This window comes from Thalassospira sp. ABL2_045 (genome assembly GCF_056161285.1).
Genome location: NZ_JBSWYV010000018.1, coordinates 1 through 20,039, shown reverse-complemented (window position 1 = coordinate 20,039; position 20,039 = coordinate 1). Strand labels below are relative to the sequence as shown.

Sequence of the window (20,039 nt, the reverse complement as noted above, 5' to 3'; positions counted from 1 at the left end):
GCTTTTATAATTGTGTCCCCAAACAACCTAGTTTTACCTGTTTCACCTTCGCCTGATTGGCTATACCTTTGTCGATTACAAATGGAAAAGACAGAGCAATGAATTTCAAGGCCCAAAGAGCATCACTAAAAGATCTGCTGCGAATATCCAATTTCTTTAAGGAGAATTTCACAGGTGAAGGCCGTTACGGCACTGTGGATCTTTTTAGCTGGAAAACAGCAACCAACCCGCTAGGTGATGGCTTTGTGAATTTCGTTGAAATTGATGGTGAAGTTGCTGCAACCACATCCATTACACGAAAAAGACTAAAGTGCTGCAATGAAGTCATCGACACAGCCGAAATAGGAGATACTTACACAGCTCCAAAATTTTTCCGTCGCGGACTGTTCACAATTGTCGGAAATGCCAGTCGGGACCAAGCCGAAGCGGACGGGATGCGGTATATATATGGCCTCCCGAATGCTACCGCGTTACCCGGATGGCAGAAGAAAGCCAATTTCGAAGTTCAATCGTCATTGAATGTGAGAGCAATGTCCTTGGCTACATCTGCCGACAATAAACTTCTAAGTTTATTCGGATGGACAGGCATGGAGCTGTTTGGTGGACCTTTCAGGCTCGCCCTCGGTCTTTTTTACAAGCTGCGCAACCGACACAAAAACAACATTGAAGACTATGTAGCTGAACGCCTAGAAAGCCTGCCTGATGACTGGAACGAATTCTGGGAAGAAGCCTCTCAACGCCATGATTTTATTATTTGCAGGACCAAGGATGAAATGACGTGGCGTTACTTCCTTCACCCCGACAAGTATCTGTTTGATCAGGTCCGACATAAAGGAAAACTTGTTGGCTACCTTGTTTACAAAAACGTTCCTACTGATCTTGGTTACTCATTAATCATAGCTGATTATCTATTTCTTTCCGGCCATGACAACGCTTTACGCATGGTATTGTCTGAACTGGTCAATACAGCGTTTAGAACAAAAACCCGCGGCATAAGTGTATGGTGTGATCGACGCTCGCCATTTTACAAAACACTTGTGCAATATGGCTTTGCAGATCGGCACGAAATCCCAGTGATCATCTATAACAACGAGGTCAAGGATGCTTTAAATGCTGTTCAGCGACCGCATTTCACAATGGGGGACTCTGATAATGTTTAAGCGAGCCCTCCGCAGTATACTTGAGCGCCTCACTTATACGACCTATCAGATTGCACCTGGCTTGCTAAGGTACACTGTCGGTGAGCTAACAGTCTTTTTATACCATGAGGTCAGCGATAAGCCGGCACCTTTTGCCAAGAATCTGGAACTCTCGGTTTCCGTTGAGACTTTCAAAAAGCAGGTATTGTGGATACAGAAGAACTTTAATATTGTTCACCCGGAAGACTTGATAAACCGGGATAAAAGTGAACTTCCAGATCGAGCAGCAATGATCACATTCGATGATGGTTTCCTTGGGGCATTTGAGAACGGGATAAGGTTTCTGGTCGAGCAAGAGATTCCATCTTTGATGTTCATGAATATGAGCACAGTATCACAAGACCGGCCAATGCTATCCGCGCTGGCATTTTACCTAGAAGAGAATGAACCTGAATTTGGAGAGTTTCTTAAGAGAGAGAAAATTGACAGCCCAGCATTCCTGCATCTCACACCAGCTGCAATGGCTAAATATGAGAAAAGCTATCAGATCGATTTCGCTGCTGCTCTTCATTACCAAGGACAAATTGCTAATTCTAATACAGTGAAAAAATGGGCAAAAAATCACCTGGTGGTTTTGGGCAATCATCTTTTTGAGCACTGGAACAGTACTGCATTGACCACCTCGGAATTTGTTGAACAATATGAGGTAAACCAAAAGCAATTGGAGCAACACCCAAACTCTCTTCCGTTTTTTGCGTTTACAAATGGTCAACCCGATATTTGCTTCACATCAAGAGAAGTAGAAATCCTGAAAACGCTACAAGCGAAGAAAATCTTCTTTAGCAAAGGCTACACCAACGACAGTGCAAAGGATTTCTTGCTTGACCGTGTTTTCCTGACTTCTGCAGATACGACCGATCAAAGACTTTTCTTTCGCTTGGCATTCGATAGACTATACGCACGTAGCAAAGTATTTCGCTCATTCGTTCAATTAGCTAGTCCCACCAAAAGTTGAGTTGATTGCCCCGCGCAGGCGGGATGCGGCTGCTTGACCAAACGAAATCAGAAGCTTCTTTCGACGCGCTGCAGAAAGCTTGATTTCGGGACTTGGTCGAATGATGGCGGCCTCAAACCGGTCGGCAACGATCAAGCCGATATCTTCAGGAATCAGGTCCTTGGGGAAGTGCATCGGCACGGAAAAAAAGAACCGGTCACAATATTCAAGGTAGCTTTGCCATTTCTGATCAACCCGGAAATCCTCGACCGAGGATTTGACTTCCACCGCCCAAAGCTCGCCCTTTGGGCCAAGGGCGAGCACATCAAGCCGGCGGCCATTGCCCAGACGCAGCTCCGTCAGGCAGGCCATCTGATGGTGATATAAAAGCCGACAGACACCCTCGGTGACTTCAGTTGTGATTTCGGGGCGGGATGCGGTTGTCATCGGCCAAGCTTACAAAAGCAAAAGCCCGCATCAAAGCGGGCTTTTGGTGTTCACGTCCGGTCTGCTGACAGGGTGCTGTCAGCTCATACCCAGCGCACGTTTGTAGACTTCCAGGATTTCTTCCTGTTCGGTGCGTTCGTGATCTTCCATTTTGCGCAGACGAATGATCTGGCGCAGGATTTTCACGTCATAGCCAAGCGCCTTGGCTTCACCGTAAACTTCCTTGATATCAGCCATCAGGTTGGCTTTTTCTTCTTCAAGGCGTTCGATACGCTCGACATAACTCGCAAGCTGATCGGCTGCGATACCACCGACTTCGGTCATCAATTCTTCTCCGATGATGGATTGCACAGCGGATATCCGATGCGCGGAATTTCAAAGGGCCCAAACCCGTTTCGGCGCGACGATACTCAATGCACTGCCCGCTGACAAGCCGTTAGAGTCTGCTCCGATTAGCTTGCATCGCTTTTGTTCGTGTTTGGCGAATCTGTTTGGCAAGGCACGGCACGAAGGGCGATGTGGAGCATCGTTCAAGCGGTGTAACGCAGCGAAACATCGCCAAACCGAACCCTTCGGGCCGGGACATTCATCCGCCCTGCAGCGTCACGGATCTGGACCGTAGCACCGCTACGCCCTGCGATCCATTCCTTGCCGGACAGAAGAATGTCCTCGGCAAAACGATGTAAGATAATCGGAGCAGACTCTAGGTATCCGATCTTGCGTGCGGGTCTGTGCGCTCGATCAGGACATCGGCAACGGCGACCAACGCTTCCTTTGGCGTGGCGCCGAGTTCGATGGCCGCGTCATAGATTTCGCGCTGTCTGCGTGCGCTTGTGCCGCGTTTGACGATGGTGCGCGCATGTTCGACTTCGTCGACACAGCCAAAGAATTCGGCATCAGGCCGGATGAGTTCGAGGATTTCTTCGAGCAGATCGGCATAGGGCACGATTTCACCGCGACCAAAATCAATCAGTCCGGCCTTCTCGCCCGGGTCGCTGCCATAGCGGCAGGCCCGCCAGCGGTTTTCGCGCACCAGCATGTTGGCATAAATCCGCCAGCGTTGATTATTGCGCCGCAAACGATAGAGCATGCGCATAAGGCATCGCGTGATCGATGCGACACAAACCGCATCCTCAAGATCGGTGCAGACATCGGCAATCCGCATTTCAAGGGTCGGCCAGCGATCAGATGGTCGCAAATCCCACCAAAGCTTCGTGCCGTCCTCGATCACGCCAGCATTGATCAGCATATCGACATGACGGCGATATTCCGCCCAGGAGCCAAACACTTCCGGAAGGCCCGTGCGCGGCAGGTTGTCAAACACAGACAGCCGGAACGTCTGAAGCCCGGTTTCCTTGCCCCGCCAGAAGGGTGAACTGGTGGTAAGCGCCAGAAGATGCGGCAAGAAATAGCTCGCCTGCGCCATCAGCTCGATGCGCAGATCGTCATCCTCGATCCCGACATGGACATGCATGCCACAGATCAGCAAGCGATCCACCACCGTGCGCAAATCGCGCGCGATGGTGTTGTAACGCTCGCCATCGGTGTGTTTCTGATCGTCCCACTGGGCAAAGGGATGGGTGGAGGCTGCAAGCAGCGCCATGTCATATTTAGCCGCCACATCGGAGAGCGTGCTGCGCATTTCAATCAGTTGCTCGCGCGCTTCAAGTGCACTGTTGCAAACTTGGCTTCCGGTCTCAACCTGACAGCGCATGAATTCGGAAGACACCTGATCGCCAAGCTTTGCCTTGGCGTCCTTGTGAAATTCGGCAGGCGGGTCCTTGGCAAGGTCGCGGGTTTCGCGATCCACGAGCCAGAATTCTTCTTCAATGCCGATGGAAAATCCCGGTTCGCGTGCGTTGGCCCCTGCCAAATCAGTCTCTCCTGATCTTGTATAGGTTCGGATCCGCAAGGATGTCGACGAAGGCATCGCCAAGGATCTTCGCCCATTTTTCACATCCCGCATCAGTATCAATCAGATCCTGACGAATTTCAATCGACACGCACGGAAGACCCGCCGCCTCGCCGTGATGGTCAATGGTGTAGTCCGCCAGATGCTGGCCTGAATACGGTTCATTGTCACCAATCGTCAGGTCCGGGTTCTGCGCGCGCAGGGTTTCAAGCAGCGGCACCGGAATGCGATCATCCTGATCCCACAAAACGCCGATTTCCCATGGGCGTTCAAAACCCTGAAAAACCGGGGTGAAGCTATGAATGGCGATCAGCGCCGGGGCGATTTTATGCGCGTGGAAGGTGGCAATCTGTTCTTCGATCGCCCAGTGATAGGGCAGGAAAATCTCGCGGATGCGTTTCATATGTTCGCTGGGCGAGACGTTTTTGTTGCCCGGCACCACAGTCTGATCAGAAATTTCGGGCATCCCGGTCGGATCCCAAAGCTGCCGGTTGCAGTCGATCACAAGGCGCGAAAACCCGCCCAGAACAGCCGGGCAATCAAAGCGATCAACCAGAATTTCAGTCACCTTGCGTGCGCCGATGTCCCAGCCGATATGGCGTTTGCGTTCTTCCTCGGGCAGGCCCAGCGTACCAAGGCTTTTGGGGACTTCGCGGGACGCATGATCGCAGACAAAAAGCGAATGGCCCTTGCCGTTTGCGTTCAAGATTTCAAACGGGGCTGGATCATCATGGCCCAAAAGGGTCCCGGCTTGGTTCGGCACGCGTGTTCTCCTGAAATTCGGTGGTCGTTGGATCGTCGGATATTGGCGGGTCAGCCGGGGCAGCAACGCGCTTAAGAACAGGGTGCGCATGCGCCAACCGGTATGTCTTGAACTATCAATTTATCACTGCCGAGACAAGATTGCGCTGCAACAAGCAGGCTTGATGCATATCGACACTTTGCGTAGCGCCCAAACATCCCGTAAAATGGTATGACCATTTAGGGTCAGGACCTATAATATCATTGCACTGGCACAGAAAAACACGATTGGAGACAACCCAACATGCCGTCTGCCAAGCCGGTTCAGGCACAAGACGATCAGGAGGCCAAGCGTCCGAAACGGATTGCCGATCAGGTGGCCGATCAGATCCTTGAAAAGATTTCAGATGGCATTTTCCTGCCCGGAGACCGCCTGCCCGGCGAACGCCAGCTTGCCGAAAGCATGTCGGTTAGCCGTGTTTCGGTCCGAGCTGCCTTACAAAAGCTCAAGACCCGTGGGTATTTGCGCGCGGTTCAGGGCGGCGGCACGGAAATCCTGTCTTCGACCGGGATCGACATGGATACCGCCATGACCGATCTAGTGCGCGATTCGATCAGCAATCTGCGCGATCTGCAGGAAATCCGCTGCACGCTTGAAACATGGGCCGCACGGCGGGCGGCCATCAATGCCAGTGACGAGGATATCAAGCTTTTACGCATGGCCTATCGCCAGGCGCATGATCCAAGGCGGGCGGCAAAATACCGTGCCGATGATGACCACCGCCTGCATATGATGATTGGCCGGGCGACTGGATCGATCATTTATTATCACGTGATGAAAATGCTGCATGACGTGCTGCAGGCGGCCCTTACCGAAATCCGCTTCAACGGCATGGCCGGCCCGACCTTTGATCGGATGGTGCAGGAACATCACCGTGACATCATCGAAGCCATCGCCGCCCACGACCCGGACGCGGCGGAAAAGGCGATGTCGGATCATTTGCAGGCCGTGATCGATTTCTTCAAAACCGCATCGGACAAGCAGGCGACCTAAATTCAATGCCGGGATAAACCCGGCCAAAATCCAATCAGGGAAACCCGACATGACCACTTCGCGCGAAAAACTTCTGGCTTTGATGGATGCGGCCCTAGAGGCCGCCGACCCCGGCGTTCAGATCCCGCGCAATCTGCCCGAACCGCCCAAGGGCAAGACCATCGTCATTGGCGCAGGCAAGGCATCGGCCAATATGGCACGCGCCTTTGAAAAGGCCTGGACAGGTGATGTCGAGGGGCTGGTCGTGACCCGCTATGGCCATGCGGTCGAATGCGATCAGATCGAAATTGTCGAGGCCTCCCACCCGGTGCCTGATGCCGCCGGGGAACAGGCCGCCAAGCGGATCCTTGAGATCGTTTCGGCTGCCGGTCCGGATGATCTGGTGGTGTGCATGATTTCCGGGGGCGGTTCGGCCCTTCTCGCCCTGCCCGGTCCGGGTTTGACACTTGAAGACAAGCAGGCGATCAGCAAGGCGCTATTACGCAGTGGCGCGACCATTTCGGAAATGAACTGTGTGCGCAAGCACCTCTCTGCCATCAAGGGCGGCCGGCTTGCAAAGGCATCTGCGCCCGCGCGCATGGTGACCTATCTTGTGTCTGACGTGCCGGGCGATGATCCGGCGATCATTGCATCCGGCCCGACGGTATCAGACCCAACCACTGGTCAGGACGCGCTTGATATCCTCCGCCATTATCAGATCGACATCCCCAAAGCCGCCGAAGATCTTTTGCGCAGCGAGAAGGATGAGACGATCAAACCTGACGATCCCTGTTTTGACGGCCATGAGACCATCATGCTGGCCCGCCCGCAGGACAGCCTTGAGGCCGCCGCATCTGTCGCGCGTGACATGGGGCTCAATACCGTCATCCTTGGGGATGCGATAGAAGGCGAAGCCCGCGAAGTCGCCATCGTCCATGCCGGGATCGCCCATCAGGTTGCCAATCACGGCCAACCGGCGGCAAAGCCGTGCGTGTTGCTTTCGGGTGGTGAAACCACCGTCACGGTGCGTGGCAAGGGGGGCCGTGGCGGCCGCAACAGCGAATTCTTGCTATCCCTTCTGCTCCAGCTGCGCGACCAACCGGGCTTTAGCGCGCTTGCGATTGATACCGACGGTATTGATGGCAGCGAGGACAATGCCGGCGCCATCATTGATGCCAAAAGCTGGCAAACAGCCCAGGAAAACGGCATCGATCTGTGGGAGTATCTTAATAACAATGACGCCTATAGCGCCTTTGCCAAGATTGATGATCTGCTGGTGACGGGACCGACGCTGACCAATGTCAACGACTTCCGCGCCATTCTGATTGAATAGGTTTTAACGCAAAAACCGATCAGGCGCCTGGCTTTGGCATCCAGGGGCGCACCCAGCCAAGTCCGTCTTCGGTCTTGCCGTGCGGCTTGTATTCGCAGCCAATCCAGCCTTCATAGCCGATGCGATCAAGCATATAGAACAGAAAGGGATAGTTAAGCTCCCCACTGTCCGGTTCATGACGGCCCGGGGCACCTGCGACCTGTACATGGGCGATGCTGTCGATATGTTGATCGAGCCGGGCGGCAATGTTTCCGCCAACGATCTGGGCGTGATAGATATCGAACTGCAATTTCAGACGCGGGTGATCAAGCTGTTCAAGGATCACGGCCGCCTGTTCGATGGAATTAAGCAAATATCCCGGCATATCAAGCGGATTGATCGACTCGATCAGGATATCGACACCGGCCTGATCGGCAAGATCCGCAGCATATAGCAGATTGTCACAATAAAGCCGGGCGAGTTCGCCGGAATCCTCACCCTTGCCCATCACACCGGCCATGCAATGAAGCATCTTGCAATCGGTGGCCGCCGCGTAATCAAGCGCCTTTACGACAGAGTCGCGAAAGACATCCTCGCGCCCCGGACGACAGGCCAGACCACGGTCGCCTGCCTCCCAGTCACCGGCAGGCAGGTTAAACAAAACCTGCTCCAGACCATTTTCATCAAGCAGCGATTTGACGGTGGAAAGCGGCATGTCATAGGCGCCGATATATTCCACCCCGACAAAGCCGGCATCCGCGGCCGCGGCAAACCGTTTTTCAAACGGCAGTTCGGCAAACAGGAACGAAAGGTTGGCGGCAAAGCGGGGCATGATCGATCCATAAGAATGATTGACGATGGCACATGGTTTCCGATGCAGCCCGCAAGGTCAATCTTCAATCGCGCGCTTACGCAGCAAGCAGCCCGGATGATGCCACTTCACGTTTGATCCAATCGCCGAATGCTTCGACCTCCCGCAGGTTATCGCCGCGGCTGGTATGCACATAGTGATATGCGTGCCCTTTGATTTCAGGGCCAAACGGCATCACCAGTAATCCGGCATCGATTTCTGCGCGCACCATCGCCGGACTGGCGAGAACAACCCCCTGCCCGGCGATCGCGGCCTGAATGGCGTGGCTGTCATCGGAAAAGCTGATGCCTGCACTTGGCAGGAATTCCGGACATCCAGCTACCTGCCCCCATCTTTGCCAGGTCGGGGTCGCATCATCGGGCCGCAACCAGTCAAAATGCAGCAACGTCGCCTTGCGCAGGTCTTCTGGTTTTTCCAGCCCCAATGAAGGACTGCAAAGCGGGACGAAATGTTCGCGAAAAAGCTGGCTTGCCGCCAATCCCGGATAGGGGCCGATGCCGTAGCGAATGGCGGCATCCGCAACACCGCCGGCAAGGTCAACCGCCTCTGGCGAGGTATGCAGGCGCAAATGGATGTCGGGATATTCCGTCTGAAACCTTGGCAGGCGGGGCAACAGCCACTTTGCCGTAAAGGACGGAATGACCGAAACCGTTACACTCCGTGATGCGGGGCGGTTCCGAACCCGATCAATCGCCTTGGCAAAGGATGCAAAGCCATCGCGCAAAACCGGATAAAGCTCCTGCCCGACATCGGTCAGGACCACCTGGCGTGGCTTGCGATCAAACAATTGAACAGCCAGCGTTTCTTCAAGCAGGCGTACCTGATGGCTGATCGCGGTTGGCGTGACGCCAAGCTCGGATGCGGCATTCTTGAAACTCTGATGGCGGGCTGCGGCTTCAAAGGCGCGCAGGGTCGCAAGTGGCGGTAACGACATATGAATGAACTGAGCTCATCTATTGGCTGAGGAATTCGATTTTGCCGCACCCCTTAAATTCAGTCAATGCTTGGTCATCACAGACATACACAGATGAACCACCTTCATCACATGGAGAGTATGATGACCAGAATTCTTCATATCGACAGCAGCTCCCGCCCGGGGCGGTCTGATCAGAAACAGCATGGCTCACACACGCGCCGCCTCACCGCACAGTTTGTGCAAAACTGGCTGGCAAAACGTCCAGACGCCGAGATCATCTATCGCGATGTCGGGGCAAACCCGCCGCAACCAACCACCGGTGACTGGGTCCATGCAGCCTTTACCCATCCCAATGATCGTGAAGCCTGAATGCACGCGGCACTGTGCGAAAGCGACCAGCTGGTGGACGAGCTACTGTCTGCCGACATCATTGTCGCCGGGGTGCCGATGTATAATTTTGGCATGCCTGCCCAGATGAAGGCATGGGTTGATAACATTGTGCGAGTTGGCCGGACGTTCGGGTTTGATCGAACGCGCGGCGATGTTCCCTACTGGCCAATGGTGAGCGGCAATAAATCGATTGTCGCCCTGTCAGCGCGGGGTGACTATGGCTATGGGCGGGATGGGCGTATCGCGCATATGAACTTTGTCGAGGGCGGGTTGTTCACCCCGCTGCAATATATCGGCATCACCGATCAGTTTGGTGCGGCGATTGAATATGACGAGTTTGCCGACGAACGAACGCAGGCATCGATCAAAGAGGCCGAAGAAAAAGTTGTTGAGCTTGTCGCTCAACTGATCGCCAAGCATGAAGCCATCAATGTCGTGTGAAATGTGAGGTGGGATGCATCAAACCGTCCCGCCCACTTTGAAGCCCCCGGCATTCATACATTCAGGCCCTCCAGCCGATAAGCCCGCATACCCGCAACGAGCGCGTCAAACACCACGCGGCAGCGCAAATGATCCCGAAGTCCTTCATGCATGGTAACCCAAGTATCCAGCCCCAAGGTAAAATCAGGCAAGAGACGCACACATCCTGACGTCCGACGCGCCAAGCCCAACTGACAGAGCGCAACCCCAAAACCTGCACGCAGCATGGCAAGCTGGGCAACATTGCTATCAACACGCAAAGCAAAACGAGCATTGGAAATTTCGGGCATGCGCTCGACCATGGCCCTGACATCGGCACTGGCCGTATCAAAGCCGATCAGATCGAGTTGCCCCAGCTCATCCCAACCGATTTCTTCTGCTTTTCCCTGCCACCCTGCATGGGCGAGATAATCTGCCATTGCATGAAAACCGAGATCGATATTGCCAATATGCTGGGCAACCAGCGCATCCTGATCCGGTGCAACCATACGCACTGCGATATCGGCATCCCGTCGCAACAGGTTTTCCAACCGATTTGACAGGACAAGTTCGACCTCAAGGTCTGGATGATCTCGACGCAGCCTGGTGACGATTGGCGGCAAGATTTCAACACCAACAATTTCGGCTGCAGTCACACGAACTGTTCCCTGAACAAAGCCGATATCCCCACTGGCAGCGCGTCGTAGTCCTCGCGCGGCTGACTGAACCGCGGTTGCATGCGGCAATAACGATATCGCCGTATCAGTCGGCACCAGACCGGACTGTGATCTGGTAAACAGCACAACACCCAAGTGTTCCTGCAACTCGTCCACATGCCGCCCGACAGTTGGCTGCGTCACACCAAGCACGCGCGCCGCCGCCGACAAGGAGCCGCACTCCATCACCGCGATAAAGGTTCGATACAAGTTCCAATCCGGTTCATTCTTATCCATACATTTTTGTATAGCATGAAAACATATTTATAGAATGTTGTTTTGCTAGATCGACTTTTATCCTCTGCCACACACATGCAGGAGGAATGCACGATGTCGAAACATGAAACCAGAACCGCGTTGGTCATAGGTGCCAATGGTGGGATTGGAAGCGAAGCTGGTGCTGCACTGCTGCGCCGTGGATGGAAAGTACGCGCACTTGTCCGTAACGCACCCTCCCCCGCAGCTCACCTTGGCCATAACCAGATTGAGTGGCACATCGGTGATGCGATGGAGTCCAAGGTCGTTTTGAATGCCGCACGCGGGGCTGACGCCATTATTCACGCCGTAAATCCGCCGGGATATCGAAACTGGCAAAAACTGGTTTTACCAATGCTAGATAACACTATCCGGGCGGCCACCGTGAACAAGGCACGGATTGTTCTTCCCGGCACGGTTTATAATTTTGCCCCGGAAACATTGCAAAACGTCACCGAAGACAGCCCACAGAGTTCAAGAACCCGCAAAGGCGCCATCCGGGCCGAAATGGAAAGACGCCTTGAGATGGCCACAAGAAACGGTGCAAAGGTATTGATTGTCCGTGCCGGGGATTATTTCGGCGCAAACGCGGGCAACAACTGGTTTTCGCAATGCCTTGTCAATCCCGGGAAAAAGGTCTCCACAATCATGTATCCCGGCAAGAAAGGCATTGGTCACCAATGGGCATATTTGCCTGACGTCGCTGAAACAATGGTTAGACTGCTTGACCATGAAGCCGAAATCGAACCATATGCGCGCTTTCACATGGAAGGCCATTGGGATCATGACGGTCTGCAAATGATGCGTGCCATTCAGAACTGTGTCGGGCAAGAAGTTCCAATACGTCGCCTTCCCTGGACACTTATAAACCTGTTGCGCCCGGTATCTTCATTCTGCCGCGAAGCATCAGAGATCAGATATCTTTGGCAGCATGGTTACAAGATGGAGAATAACGCACTGACCTCCGTCCTTGGTGAAGAACCCCATACAGATCTGATGATGGCCGTGCGCACCAGCTTGGCAGCACTCGGTTGCATCGACGAACCCAGCAGTGCTGCAATCGACGCAATATCACACGCCCAAAGCGCATAAGGATATCGAGACATTCAAAGGCGTTGTCGCTATAACGTCCCCGTGACTTTTCAAGGAACGAGGATATCGATGAACAATGCATTCACCCTTCATCCGCAGCTTGCCGCCGATACCACTCTGGTGACCGACGGACCGCTTTCACATGTTCTGCTGATGAATGATGCGCGTTATCCTTGGCTTATTCTGGTCCCGAAGCGCCCTGACCTTGTCGACTATGACGACCTGAGTGCAGAAGACCGCAAAATTCTGGGCGATGAAGTGGCTGCCGTCTCCGGTGTCATCAAGCGTCGTTTTGAGGCATTCAAGACCAATGTCGCGATGCTGGGCAATATGGTGCCGCAGCTTCATTGTCACGTGATTGGCCGCTTCAAGGATGACGCAGCATGGCCGGGCCCGGTCTGGGGTGTGGGCACCGCCGAACCCTATGAAGAGGAAGAAGGCCGCGATCGTCTGGCGGCCCTGCGTGCTGATCTGGTATCGGCCTTCAAGCATCTTTAAGCGCTTGAAACAAACTGCTTGAGGCATATCAAGGCAGAGCAGATTGGAATAATGCAAAAGACGGACAGAACGAATTTTCGGGATGTCCGTCATGCAGCTAGCCCTTTACGAAAAATACGACCTGCGCCTGCCGCGCTACACCAGCTATCCGACCGCGCCGCATTTCCATGCCGGCGTCAATGGCGAGGTATTTGAAGGCTGGCTTGGCGAGCTTGATCCCGCCCAACCGCTGTCGCTTTATCTGCATGTCCCCTATTGCGAGGAGATGTGCTGGTTTTGCGGCTGCAACACCAAGATCACCAAGAACTACAAGCCGGTAAATGGTTATGTCGCAGCCCTTCTGACCGAGATCGAAGGCACGCTTGGCAAACTGCCCGCAGACGAGACCTTCACAGTTTCACACATTCACTTTGGCGGCGGCAGCCCGACAATCCTCAAGGCCGAAGATCTGCGCGCCATCATGGCGGCAATCCGCGGGCGCCTGCAGATCCTTGATGATGCCGTAATCGCGATTGAAATGGATCCGCGCACGGCGACCGATGATTTCATGGAAGCCATGGTCGAATGCGGCTTTAACCGCGCCAGCATCGGCATTCAGGACTTCAATCCGCAGGTCCAGACGGCGGTCAACCGTGTTCAAAGCATGCAGCTGGTCCGCGAGGTGATTGCAAAACTGCGCTCGCACGGGATTGCCGGCATCAATGTCGATCTGATGTATGGCCTGCCCTTCCAGACGGTTGAGTCGCTGCGTGAAACGGTCGATCAGACCGTCGAGCTTTGCCCGGATCGTCTGTCGGTCTTTGGCTATGCCCATGTCCCATGGATGAAGAAGCACCAGCAGCTTATCCCGACCGAGGCCCTGCCAAATACCGAGGAACGCTGGGCGCAGTATGAGGAAATCCAGAACCGCCTTGCCAAGCACGGCTTTGTTGCCATCGGGCTTGATCACTTTGCCCACCAGGCCGACAGCATGGCGCGTGCTCTATCGGATGGCCTACTACACCGGAACTTCCAGGGCTACACTACGGACCGTGCCGAAGCCCTGATCGGCTTTGGCCCGTCTGCCATTTCATCTCTGCCGCAGGGCTATGCCCAGAACGATCCGGCACTGGCCCGCTGGCAGCGCGCCGTTGAAGATGGCAAATGCGCGATTGAAAAGGGCGTTGCCCTGACCGATGACGACAAATTGCGCCGCGACATCATCAATGAACTGATGTGCAATCTTGCCGTTGATCTTGATGAAGTCTGCGCAAGCCATGGCATTTCCGCAGACCGCTTCGCGCCCGAGATCGAACGCATCAAGGCGATGACCCAGGATGGCATTGTCGAAGTTAACGGCACTTACATTGCGCTCAGCGAAATGGGCCGCCCTCTGGTCCGTGCGGTTTGTGCAGCGTTTGACACGTATCTTGACCATGCACACGGGCGTCACTCACAGGCGGTTTGACCCAGTAATCCAAATGCACAAAGGGAGCCATCCGGCTCCCTTTTTTTGTTTGATCAGGCCCCTTTGCGCAGCGTCAGAATGACAATGCCGCTGACCACGACCAACCCGCCCAGCATCTGGATCGGGCTGATCATTTGCCCCAGCACAACCCAGCCAAACAGCAATGTTGCGATCGGCTCCATATTCATCACCGATGCATTCCGCGCCATATCAAGGCGCGGGACGGTGATGAACAGGACCGAAAATGCGACACCATACAGCACCATCAGGGCTGCAAGCCCCATCCACCCGGGCGTCGCAATTGGCGATGATCATGGCAATGAAAACAACCACCATGGTGAACATGGACCGCACCGGCCCGTTGATCTCGGCCAACTTGTGATCGGTGATCCAGAACGCCATCGATAGGGCTGTTGCCGCCATCAAGGCAAAGCCGATCCCAAGCCACCAGCTTGACGTTACTTCGGCCGCGCCCCCAAGAATGGCCGGCAAATCAAGCGCCAGCACAAGCCCGGACAGAATGAACAACATCAAACCGGCCGCACGCAGCGTGGGCCGTGGCCCGCCAAGCCCCCAGGTCAAAAGGGCCAGAATGATCGGGAATGTATTACCCGTCAGCAAGGCCAATGCCACCGGCATGCGGGCGACGGCGGAATAAAGACACAGGCTCTGGATCGCGATCAACAGCCCCAGAACCAGTTGCCACCGCCCAAGGCCGCGCGGCAAACGGATTGAATGGCGCTTTAAAAAGACGATCGCCATCAGGATCGATAGTGCCACGCCTGAGCGGCACAAAACCGCCAGCAGCAACCCCGTGCCATTTTCAAACGCCAGACGTGCCGCCACATGGTTGCCCGCAAAGCAGCAGGCAACAACCGCCAAAATCATCACCGCGACATGGTGCGGAAATAATTGCGGCGCGCCTGATGAACGCGTGCTAGCGGGGTTTGAGACGGGCGAGGACATCGGGGCGATTTTCCTTGGTGGTGGCAGCCCACGAATAGACCTTACAGCCCCCAATAAAACAAGGTGTTATCACCTATCCTGATGGGCAAGCGCACCAAGCAGCTCCAGACAACGCTGCGCAACCATGCGTGCCGGCTGCAAGGACGGGTGCTTGAACGGTACCAGTTCGGTATCGGGCAAAAGCGGGCGGGCATAGCCCCCGTCAAACAAGGTTTGATGCAACCTTTGATGACGCTCATTTGCCAAACCATCCGGGGCGTAAATATATACCCCGCCCGGGGCTGCAGCCGCCTCACAGCACATCGAAACCGAATCACTCGTCACAATCAGAACATCCGCCAGGGCAAGATACCCGAAATAGGGATTTTCGTCCTTGGATTTCCAGTCATGCAAGTGATAGCTCACGCCAGAATCGGCCAACCGCTTTGCGATCAAATCTTCGCATTCCTGTCCCGTACGTCGGCTGGTGGTAACAAGCAATGACCCGTCCACCGACCGGGCTGCATCAATGGCAAGCGTAATCAGTTCTTCTGCCATGGCAGGCGTGAAGGTTGTTTTCTTGGTGCTGCCACCAACGATCACGGCGAAGCGTGGCGATGGAAGCCCTTTGAAATAGGTGCGCCAATTGTCGGCTTCGACCAGAAGCCTCGTCTCGGTCACGCGGTGCGGTGCGCCGGGGATTTGGACAATGTTTTCGCGCACAGCCATTCGGTCATGGGCCGGCACGGCAATCAGATCAAAGCTGCTGTCCCCACCATCGGGGCGCATGATCTGACAAATGCGCGTATGACCACGGCTTTGCTTTTTGATCCAGCGCGCAACCGGGGCCGTCCGTCGCCCGGCAGCAATAACAAGATCCGGCCACGGCGTCGTCAGGCGTGCACGCGATGCTTCATCCACGCCGATCAAACTGGCGTTACGGATAAAATTCGGCAGTTTGACAAGACTGGTGTAGCCGATATCAATCCGCTTGAAAGGCTGCGCCAAGGCCTCGGCCACACCGACGGCCTGATTGACATTCCCGGCACGATCATCGGTCAGAACCCAGATCAGGTGTGTGTCTTGATCGCTCATGCAGGGAACTTTCCTGACAGGTTGGTTCGGGCGTGTTTCGATCACGCAAATCGTGACGCGAAAATCCCGCGAATGCTTTTCTGATAGGTACAGCCTGATCAGCGGATTATCAAGCATCAGAAGTCCGAAGAAAATTGCGCTGGGCTTTGAAATCTTTTTGTAATCTAATCCCGGCGCCCCACCTGTAAGGGATCAAAACCTACCCCAAGGGGTAGGACAGCAAAAGCCTAACGCACAAGGTCAACTTAGACAGAATGCTCAGCACCTCGGTTTCAGTCAAAACAACATCCCGCATTGTCCTGTGCGCCCTGCTGGTGCTGCTGCCAGTCACTGTGTGGCTGGTGACCACATTCTGGCAGGAAGCAAAGCTGATCGACATTACAGAGGACGGGCGCAACAAGCTTGAGCTGTATCGCTCCAACCTGCAGGGCGCGATCAAGGAACATGAATACCTGCCGATCACGCTGGCATCCGACAAGCGCATCATTGATCTTGCCCTTCAGGCCGATCCGAAAAATGCGGCGGCGGTGAATGTCTATCTTGAAAAGCTGGCCGCAGACAGCGGTGCGTCAGACATTTACTTCATGGACCGCAATGGCGAGACGCTGGCGGCGAGCAACTGGAACAGCGATGCAACCTTTATCGGGCGGAACTTTTCCTTCCGCCCCTATTTCCAGCAGGCCAAAAGCGGCCTGACCGGGCATTACTTTGCCTTCGGGATTACGTCCAACGTGCCGGGTTATTATATCTCCCACCCGGTGCGACCGGATGGAACCAACTTTGCCGGGGCCATGGTGGTCAAAACCCATCTCGAGGCCCTTGTGCAGCGTTGGGCACGCGGCAGCGAAAGCGTTCTAGTCACCGATCAGAACGGCATCGTCATCATTTCATCCAATCTCGATTGGCGGTTCCGCGATCTTGCCGGGCTGGACCGCAAGGACCGCCCGCGTCTGATCGCATCGCGCAAATACGGCAACTATCCGCTTGAGCCCATGCCGTTGCTCGACGGCGAATGGCCCGTGGATGACAATCCGGCAACGCTCAGCCTTGGTCCGGCTGCGAAAGACAGCAACGCAAAAGAAGCCCGCGAACAAACAACCGGCACGCTGCAAACCCGCCCGGCACCGCCGGACAAAACCACCTATCTGGTCACGGCAAGCACGCTTCCCAAACAGGGGTGGCGGATGTTTCTTCTGACCGACAAGTCGCTTCTGGACCGGTCTGTCATCAGTGCTGGCGTCATGGGCGGTGCGGCGCATATCATTTTGACCGGTCTGATTTTCATCATTCTGCAGCGCCGGCGTGCGATGCTGGAGCAGCTTGAAATTCGCGACTGGTCACAGCGCGAACTGGAACGTCAGGTCCGCCTACGCACGACCGACCTGATGAACACCAACCAGCGCCTGGCAGAAGAAATCACTGAGCGGTCGCGCACCGAAGATGCGCTGCGCACCGCTCAGGCCGAACTGGTTCAAACCAGCAAGTTGGCCGCCCTTGGCCAGATGTCCGCAGGCATCGCACACGAAATCAATCAACCGCTGACCGCCATTCGAAACTATGCGGAAAACGCCTTGAAATTCATCGCGCGCGGCAACGATGAAACCGCGAACCGCAACCTGCAACGCATTTCGGAACTGACCGATCGCATGGGCCGGATTACCGGCAATCTCAAGGCGTTTTCCCGCCGTCCGGAGCAGGACAACCATCCGGTCGACGTCCCGACCCAGATGCAGATGGCCATCGACCTTGCGCTTGAGACCGGGCGGGCCGGCGCGGAAAACATCACCCTGCAACAGCATGGCGATATCAAACCCGTCATTGCCGAGGCCAATCAACTGACCCAGGTCTTTACCAATCTGGTCAATAACGCCGCTGACGCCTGCCAGAATGTTGAACACCCTGAAATCGAAATCTCGATCACCGGCGGCGATGACCGCGTGATTGTGAAGGTCAATGACAACGGGCATGGCATTCTGCCAGACAACCTGCCCAAACTTTTTGACCCGTTTTTCACCACCAAGCCGTTTGGCGATGGCCTGGGGCTGGGACTTTCGATCTGTTATGGCATTGTCCGAAGCTTTGGCGGCACCATCCGTGCGGAAAACCGCCCGCAAGGTGGGGCCTCCTTCATTATCGAGCTCCGCTATGAAGGACCGGGTGAAATGGCTGCGCAAAACAGCATCTCGACGCCGGACGTCGCGACTGCTAAAACACCGGCAGAAACCCGCACATACCTTACAGATCATCACGATCAGGGCTGACAGCAAAACTGTCCTCTGATCCATCCATCGGGTCAAAGGATAAGCCAGTGCCGACCAGTGCCGAATGCGTTCTGTTTGTTGACGATGACGAAGATGTGCGTGAAGCCGCACAGCAAACGCTTGAGCTTGCCGATATCCCGGTCGAAGTGTTCGCCGATGCGCCGTCTGCGATTGAACGCCTGAAAAAAGGCTGGCCGGGTGTGGTGATTTCAGACATCCGCATGCCAAAGATGGATGGCCTTCAGCTTCTGTCCGAGGTCAAAAAAATCGATACCGAAATGCCGGTCATTCTGGTCACCGGCCATGGTGATGTCGCCACCGCCGTGCAGGCAATGCATGACGGCGCGTTTGATTTCATCGAAAAGCCCTATGCCCCCGATCTGTTCATCGACATCACAAGGCGCGCGATGAGCCACCGCGCACTCGTTCTTGAAAACCGCACGCTCAAGATCGAACTGGCCCGCCATTCGAAGAACGCATCCGACTTCATCGGTCGCAACCCGGCGATGGAAAAGCTCCGCACGCTTATTGGCAATGTCGCCAGCACCAATGCCCATGTCCTGATCAATGGCGAAACAGGTTCTGGCAAGGAAGTCATTGCCCGCAACCTGCATGAAATGTCGGGCCGTCCGGGGCCGTTTGTTGCAGTGAATTGCGGCGGCATGCCCGAACACCTGATTGAATCCGAACTGTTTGGTCACGAAGCCGGCGCCTTTACCGGGGCCGATCACAAACGCATCGGCAAGTTCGAGTTCGCCGACAAGGGCACACTTTTCCTTGATGAAATCGAAAGCATGCCGCTTGCCCTGCAGATCAAGCTGTTGCGCGTCTTGCAGGAACGCGCCCTTGAGCGCCTCGGCTCAAACCGGGTTCTGCCGATTGATCTGCGCGTGGTTGCCGCGACCAAGATTGATCTGCGCGCTGCATCTGCCCGCGGCGAATTCCGCGAAGACCTTTATTATCGCCTCAACGTCGTGCAGCTGCACATCCCACCGCTGCGCGATCGCAAGGATGATATTGCGCTGTTGTTTGAATACTTCACCCGCGATGCCGCCAAGCGATTTGATCGCACCGTTGCGCCGATTACGCCCGCCGAAATGGCACGCTTTAATGCGTATGACTGGCCGGGCAATGTTCGTGAATTGCGCAATGCTGCCGAACGGCGTGTCCTGGGGCTTGATCCACTGGCAAGCACCGAGGACGGCGACGAAAACTATGGCGCCCCCCTGCCTCAACAGGTTGAGGCGTTTGAGCGAAGCCTGATCACCGAAGCCCTTCGTGAACATGGCGGCAATGTCACCGCCACCGTTTCGGCACTCGGCGTCCCGCGCAAAACGTTTTACGACAAGCTGACGAAATACAATATCGTCCCCGCAGAATTCCGGCATCAACGCAACAGCACTGATCCAGAGCCCGTCAATTAGACGGGCTTATACATTGAGAGGCAGAAGGATTTGTTATGATCCTTCTGCCTCTTTTGTTTGAACGGGTGGTGGCCACCACCCGTTCACGGTGC

General features: G+C 55.0%; 21 protein-coding genes. 11 read left to right on the top strand and 10 right to left on the bottom strand.

Features of this window, described 5'->3' with window-relative positions; all coding sequences use genetic code 11:
• Positions 1-98: 98 nt before the first annotated feature.
• Complete coding sequence (locus ACXAIA_RS19055) at positions 99-1,160, top strand: hypothetical protein (RefSeq protein ID WP_475350745.1); 1,062 nt, start codon at positions 99-101, stop codon at positions 1,158-1,160.
• Positions 1,111-2,154 (top strand): polysaccharide deacetylase family protein, encoded by a 1,044-nt coding sequence (locus ACXAIA_RS19050; protein WP_475350744.1) that lies wholly within the window; start codon positions 1,111-1,113, stop codon positions 2,152-2,154. Before ACXAIA_RS19055 ends, ACXAIA_RS19050 begins: the two co-directional genes overlap by 50 nt.
• Here the strand turns inward: ACXAIA_RS19050 and ACXAIA_RS19045 are convergent.
• From ACXAIA_RS19045 to ACXAIA_RS19030, 4 genes are all read right to left on the bottom strand, one after another.
• Positions 2,131-2,580, bottom strand: a complete 450-nt coding sequence (locus tag ACXAIA_RS19045; protein WP_475350743.1) for an MmcB family DNA repair protein — start codon at positions 2,578-2,580, stop codon at positions 2,131-2,133. The two genes, ACXAIA_RS19050 and ACXAIA_RS19045, sit on opposite strands and share 24 nt — an antisense overlap.
• Before the next feature lie 78 nt (positions 2,581-2,658).
• Positions 2,659-2,904: a DUF2312 domain-containing protein gene (locus ACXAIA_RS19040; protein WP_007090950.1), complete on the bottom strand. Its 246-nt coding sequence runs from the start codon at positions 2,902-2,904 to the stop codon at positions 2,659-2,661.
• Between the two features lie 379 nt (positions 2,905-3,283).
• A complete protein-coding gene (locus tag ACXAIA_RS19035; protein WP_475350742.1) occupies positions 3,284-4,453 on the bottom strand; it encodes a carboxylate-amine ligase in 1,170 nt (389 codons plus the stop codon).
• Position 4,454: 1 nt separating this feature from the next.
• Entirely contained in the window at positions 4,455-5,255 is an 801-nt protein-coding gene (locus tag ACXAIA_RS19030) for an N-formylglutamate amidohydrolase (RefSeq protein WP_475350741.1), read from the bottom strand.
• 282 nt (positions 5,256-5,537) lie between these two features.
• Here ACXAIA_RS19030 and ACXAIA_RS19025 point away from each other — a divergent pair, with 282 nt between their 5' ends.
• A complete protein-coding gene (locus tag ACXAIA_RS19025; RefSeq protein WP_475350740.1) occupies positions 5,538-6,287 on the top strand; it encodes a FadR/GntR family transcriptional regulator in 750 nt (249 codons plus the stop codon).
• Between the two features lie 49 nt (positions 6,288-6,336).
• On the top strand, positions 6,337-7,599 hold the full coding sequence (locus tag ACXAIA_RS19020; protein WP_475350739.1) for a glycerate kinase type-2 family protein: 1,263 nt from the start codon (positions 6,337-6,339) through the stop codon (positions 7,597-7,599).
• Positions 7,600-7,618: 19 nt separating this feature from the next.
• On the opposite strand, the gene otnI is transcribed toward ACXAIA_RS19020, so the two are convergent.
• Both otnI and gcvA read right to left on the bottom strand, forming a co-directional pair.
• Positions 7,619-8,410: a 2-oxo-tetronate isomerase gene (gene otnI, locus ACXAIA_RS19015; protein ID WP_475350738.1), complete on the bottom strand. Its 792-nt coding sequence runs from the start codon at positions 8,408-8,410 to the stop codon at positions 7,619-7,621.
• A gap of 76 nt (positions 8,411-8,486) precedes the next feature.
• Complete coding sequence (gene gcvA / locus ACXAIA_RS19010) at positions 8,487-9,383, bottom strand: transcriptional regulator GcvA (protein ID WP_475350737.1); 897 nt, start codon at positions 9,381-9,383, stop codon at positions 8,487-8,489.
• A 123-nt stretch (positions 9,384-9,506) separates the two neighbouring features.
• Between gcvA and ACXAIA_RS19005 the strand changes: the two genes are divergently transcribed.
• Positions 9,507-9,734 carry a hypothetical protein gene (locus ACXAIA_RS19005; protein ID WP_475350736.1) on the top strand — a complete coding sequence of 76 codons (228 nt, stop codon included), beginning with the start codon at positions 9,507-9,509 and terminating at the stop codon, positions 9,732-9,734.
• Positions 9,735-10,196, top strand: a complete 462-nt coding sequence (locus ACXAIA_RS19000) for an FMN-dependent NADH-azoreductase (protein WP_475350735.1) — start codon at positions 9,735-9,737, stop codon at positions 10,194-10,196.
• Between the two features lie 53 nt (positions 10,197-10,249).
• Here ACXAIA_RS19000 and ACXAIA_RS18995 read toward each other — a convergent pair whose 3' ends face one another.
• Positions 10,250-11,167, bottom strand: coding sequence for a LysR family transcriptional regulator (locus tag ACXAIA_RS18995; protein WP_475350734.1), 918 nt, complete (start codon positions 11,165-11,167; stop codon positions 10,250-10,252).
• A gap of 75 nt (positions 11,168-11,242) precedes the next feature.
• Between ACXAIA_RS18995 and ACXAIA_RS18990 the strand changes: the two genes are divergently transcribed.
• The 3 genes from ACXAIA_RS18990 (at position 11,243) to hemN (ending at position 14,222) form a co-directional block, all read left to right on the top strand.
• Positions 11,243-12,277, top strand: coding sequence for an NAD(P)H-binding protein (locus ACXAIA_RS18990; RefSeq protein WP_475350794.1), 1,035 nt, complete (start codon positions 11,243-11,245; stop codon positions 12,275-12,277).
• 69 nt (positions 12,278-12,346) lie between these two features.
• Entirely contained in the window at positions 12,347-12,775 is a 429-nt protein-coding gene (locus ACXAIA_RS18985; RefSeq protein ID WP_475350733.1) for an HIT domain-containing protein, read from the top strand.
• A 91-nt stretch (positions 12,776-12,866) separates the two neighbouring features.
• Positions 12,867-14,222, top strand: coding sequence for an oxygen-independent coproporphyrinogen III oxidase (gene hemN / locus ACXAIA_RS18980; protein ID WP_475350732.1), 1,356 nt, complete (start codon positions 12,867-12,869; stop codon positions 14,220-14,222).
• A 53-nt stretch (positions 14,223-14,275) separates the two neighbouring features.
• On the opposite strand, the gene ACXAIA_RS18975 is transcribed toward hemN, so the two are convergent.
• From ACXAIA_RS18975 to ACXAIA_RS18965, 3 genes are all read right to left on the bottom strand, one after another.
• Complete coding sequence (locus ACXAIA_RS18975) at positions 14,276-14,488, bottom strand: EamA family transporter (RefSeq protein ID WP_475350731.1); 213 nt, start codon at positions 14,486-14,488, stop codon at positions 14,276-14,278.
• Positions 14,433-15,188 (bottom strand): DMT family transporter, encoded by a 756-nt coding sequence (locus ACXAIA_RS18970; RefSeq protein WP_475350730.1) that lies wholly within the window; start codon positions 15,186-15,188, stop codon positions 14,433-14,435. The genes ACXAIA_RS18975 and ACXAIA_RS18970 overlap by 56 nt, the downstream gene beginning before the upstream one ends.
• Before the next feature lie 69 nt (positions 15,189-15,257).
• Entirely contained in the window at positions 15,258-16,262 is a 1,005-nt protein-coding gene (locus ACXAIA_RS18965) for a mitochondrial fission ELM1 family protein (RefSeq protein ID WP_475350729.1), read from the bottom strand.
• A gap of 254 nt (positions 16,263-16,516) precedes the next feature.
• Between ACXAIA_RS18965 and ACXAIA_RS18960 the strand changes: the two genes are divergently transcribed.
• Together ACXAIA_RS18960 and ACXAIA_RS18955 are read left to right on the top strand one after the other, a co-directional pair.
• Positions 16,517-18,523 carry a sensor histidine kinase gene (locus ACXAIA_RS18960; RefSeq protein WP_475350728.1) on the top strand — a complete coding sequence of 669 codons (2,007 nt, stop codon included), beginning with the start codon at positions 16,517-16,519 and terminating at the stop codon, positions 18,521-18,523.
• A gap of 47 nt (positions 18,524-18,570) precedes the next feature.
• Positions 18,571-19,947: a sigma-54-dependent transcriptional regulator gene (locus ACXAIA_RS18955; RefSeq protein WP_475350727.1), complete on the top strand. Its 1,377-nt coding sequence runs from the start codon at positions 18,571-18,573 to the stop codon at positions 19,945-19,947.
• The last annotated feature ends 92 nt before the right edge of the window (positions 19,948-20,039 follow it).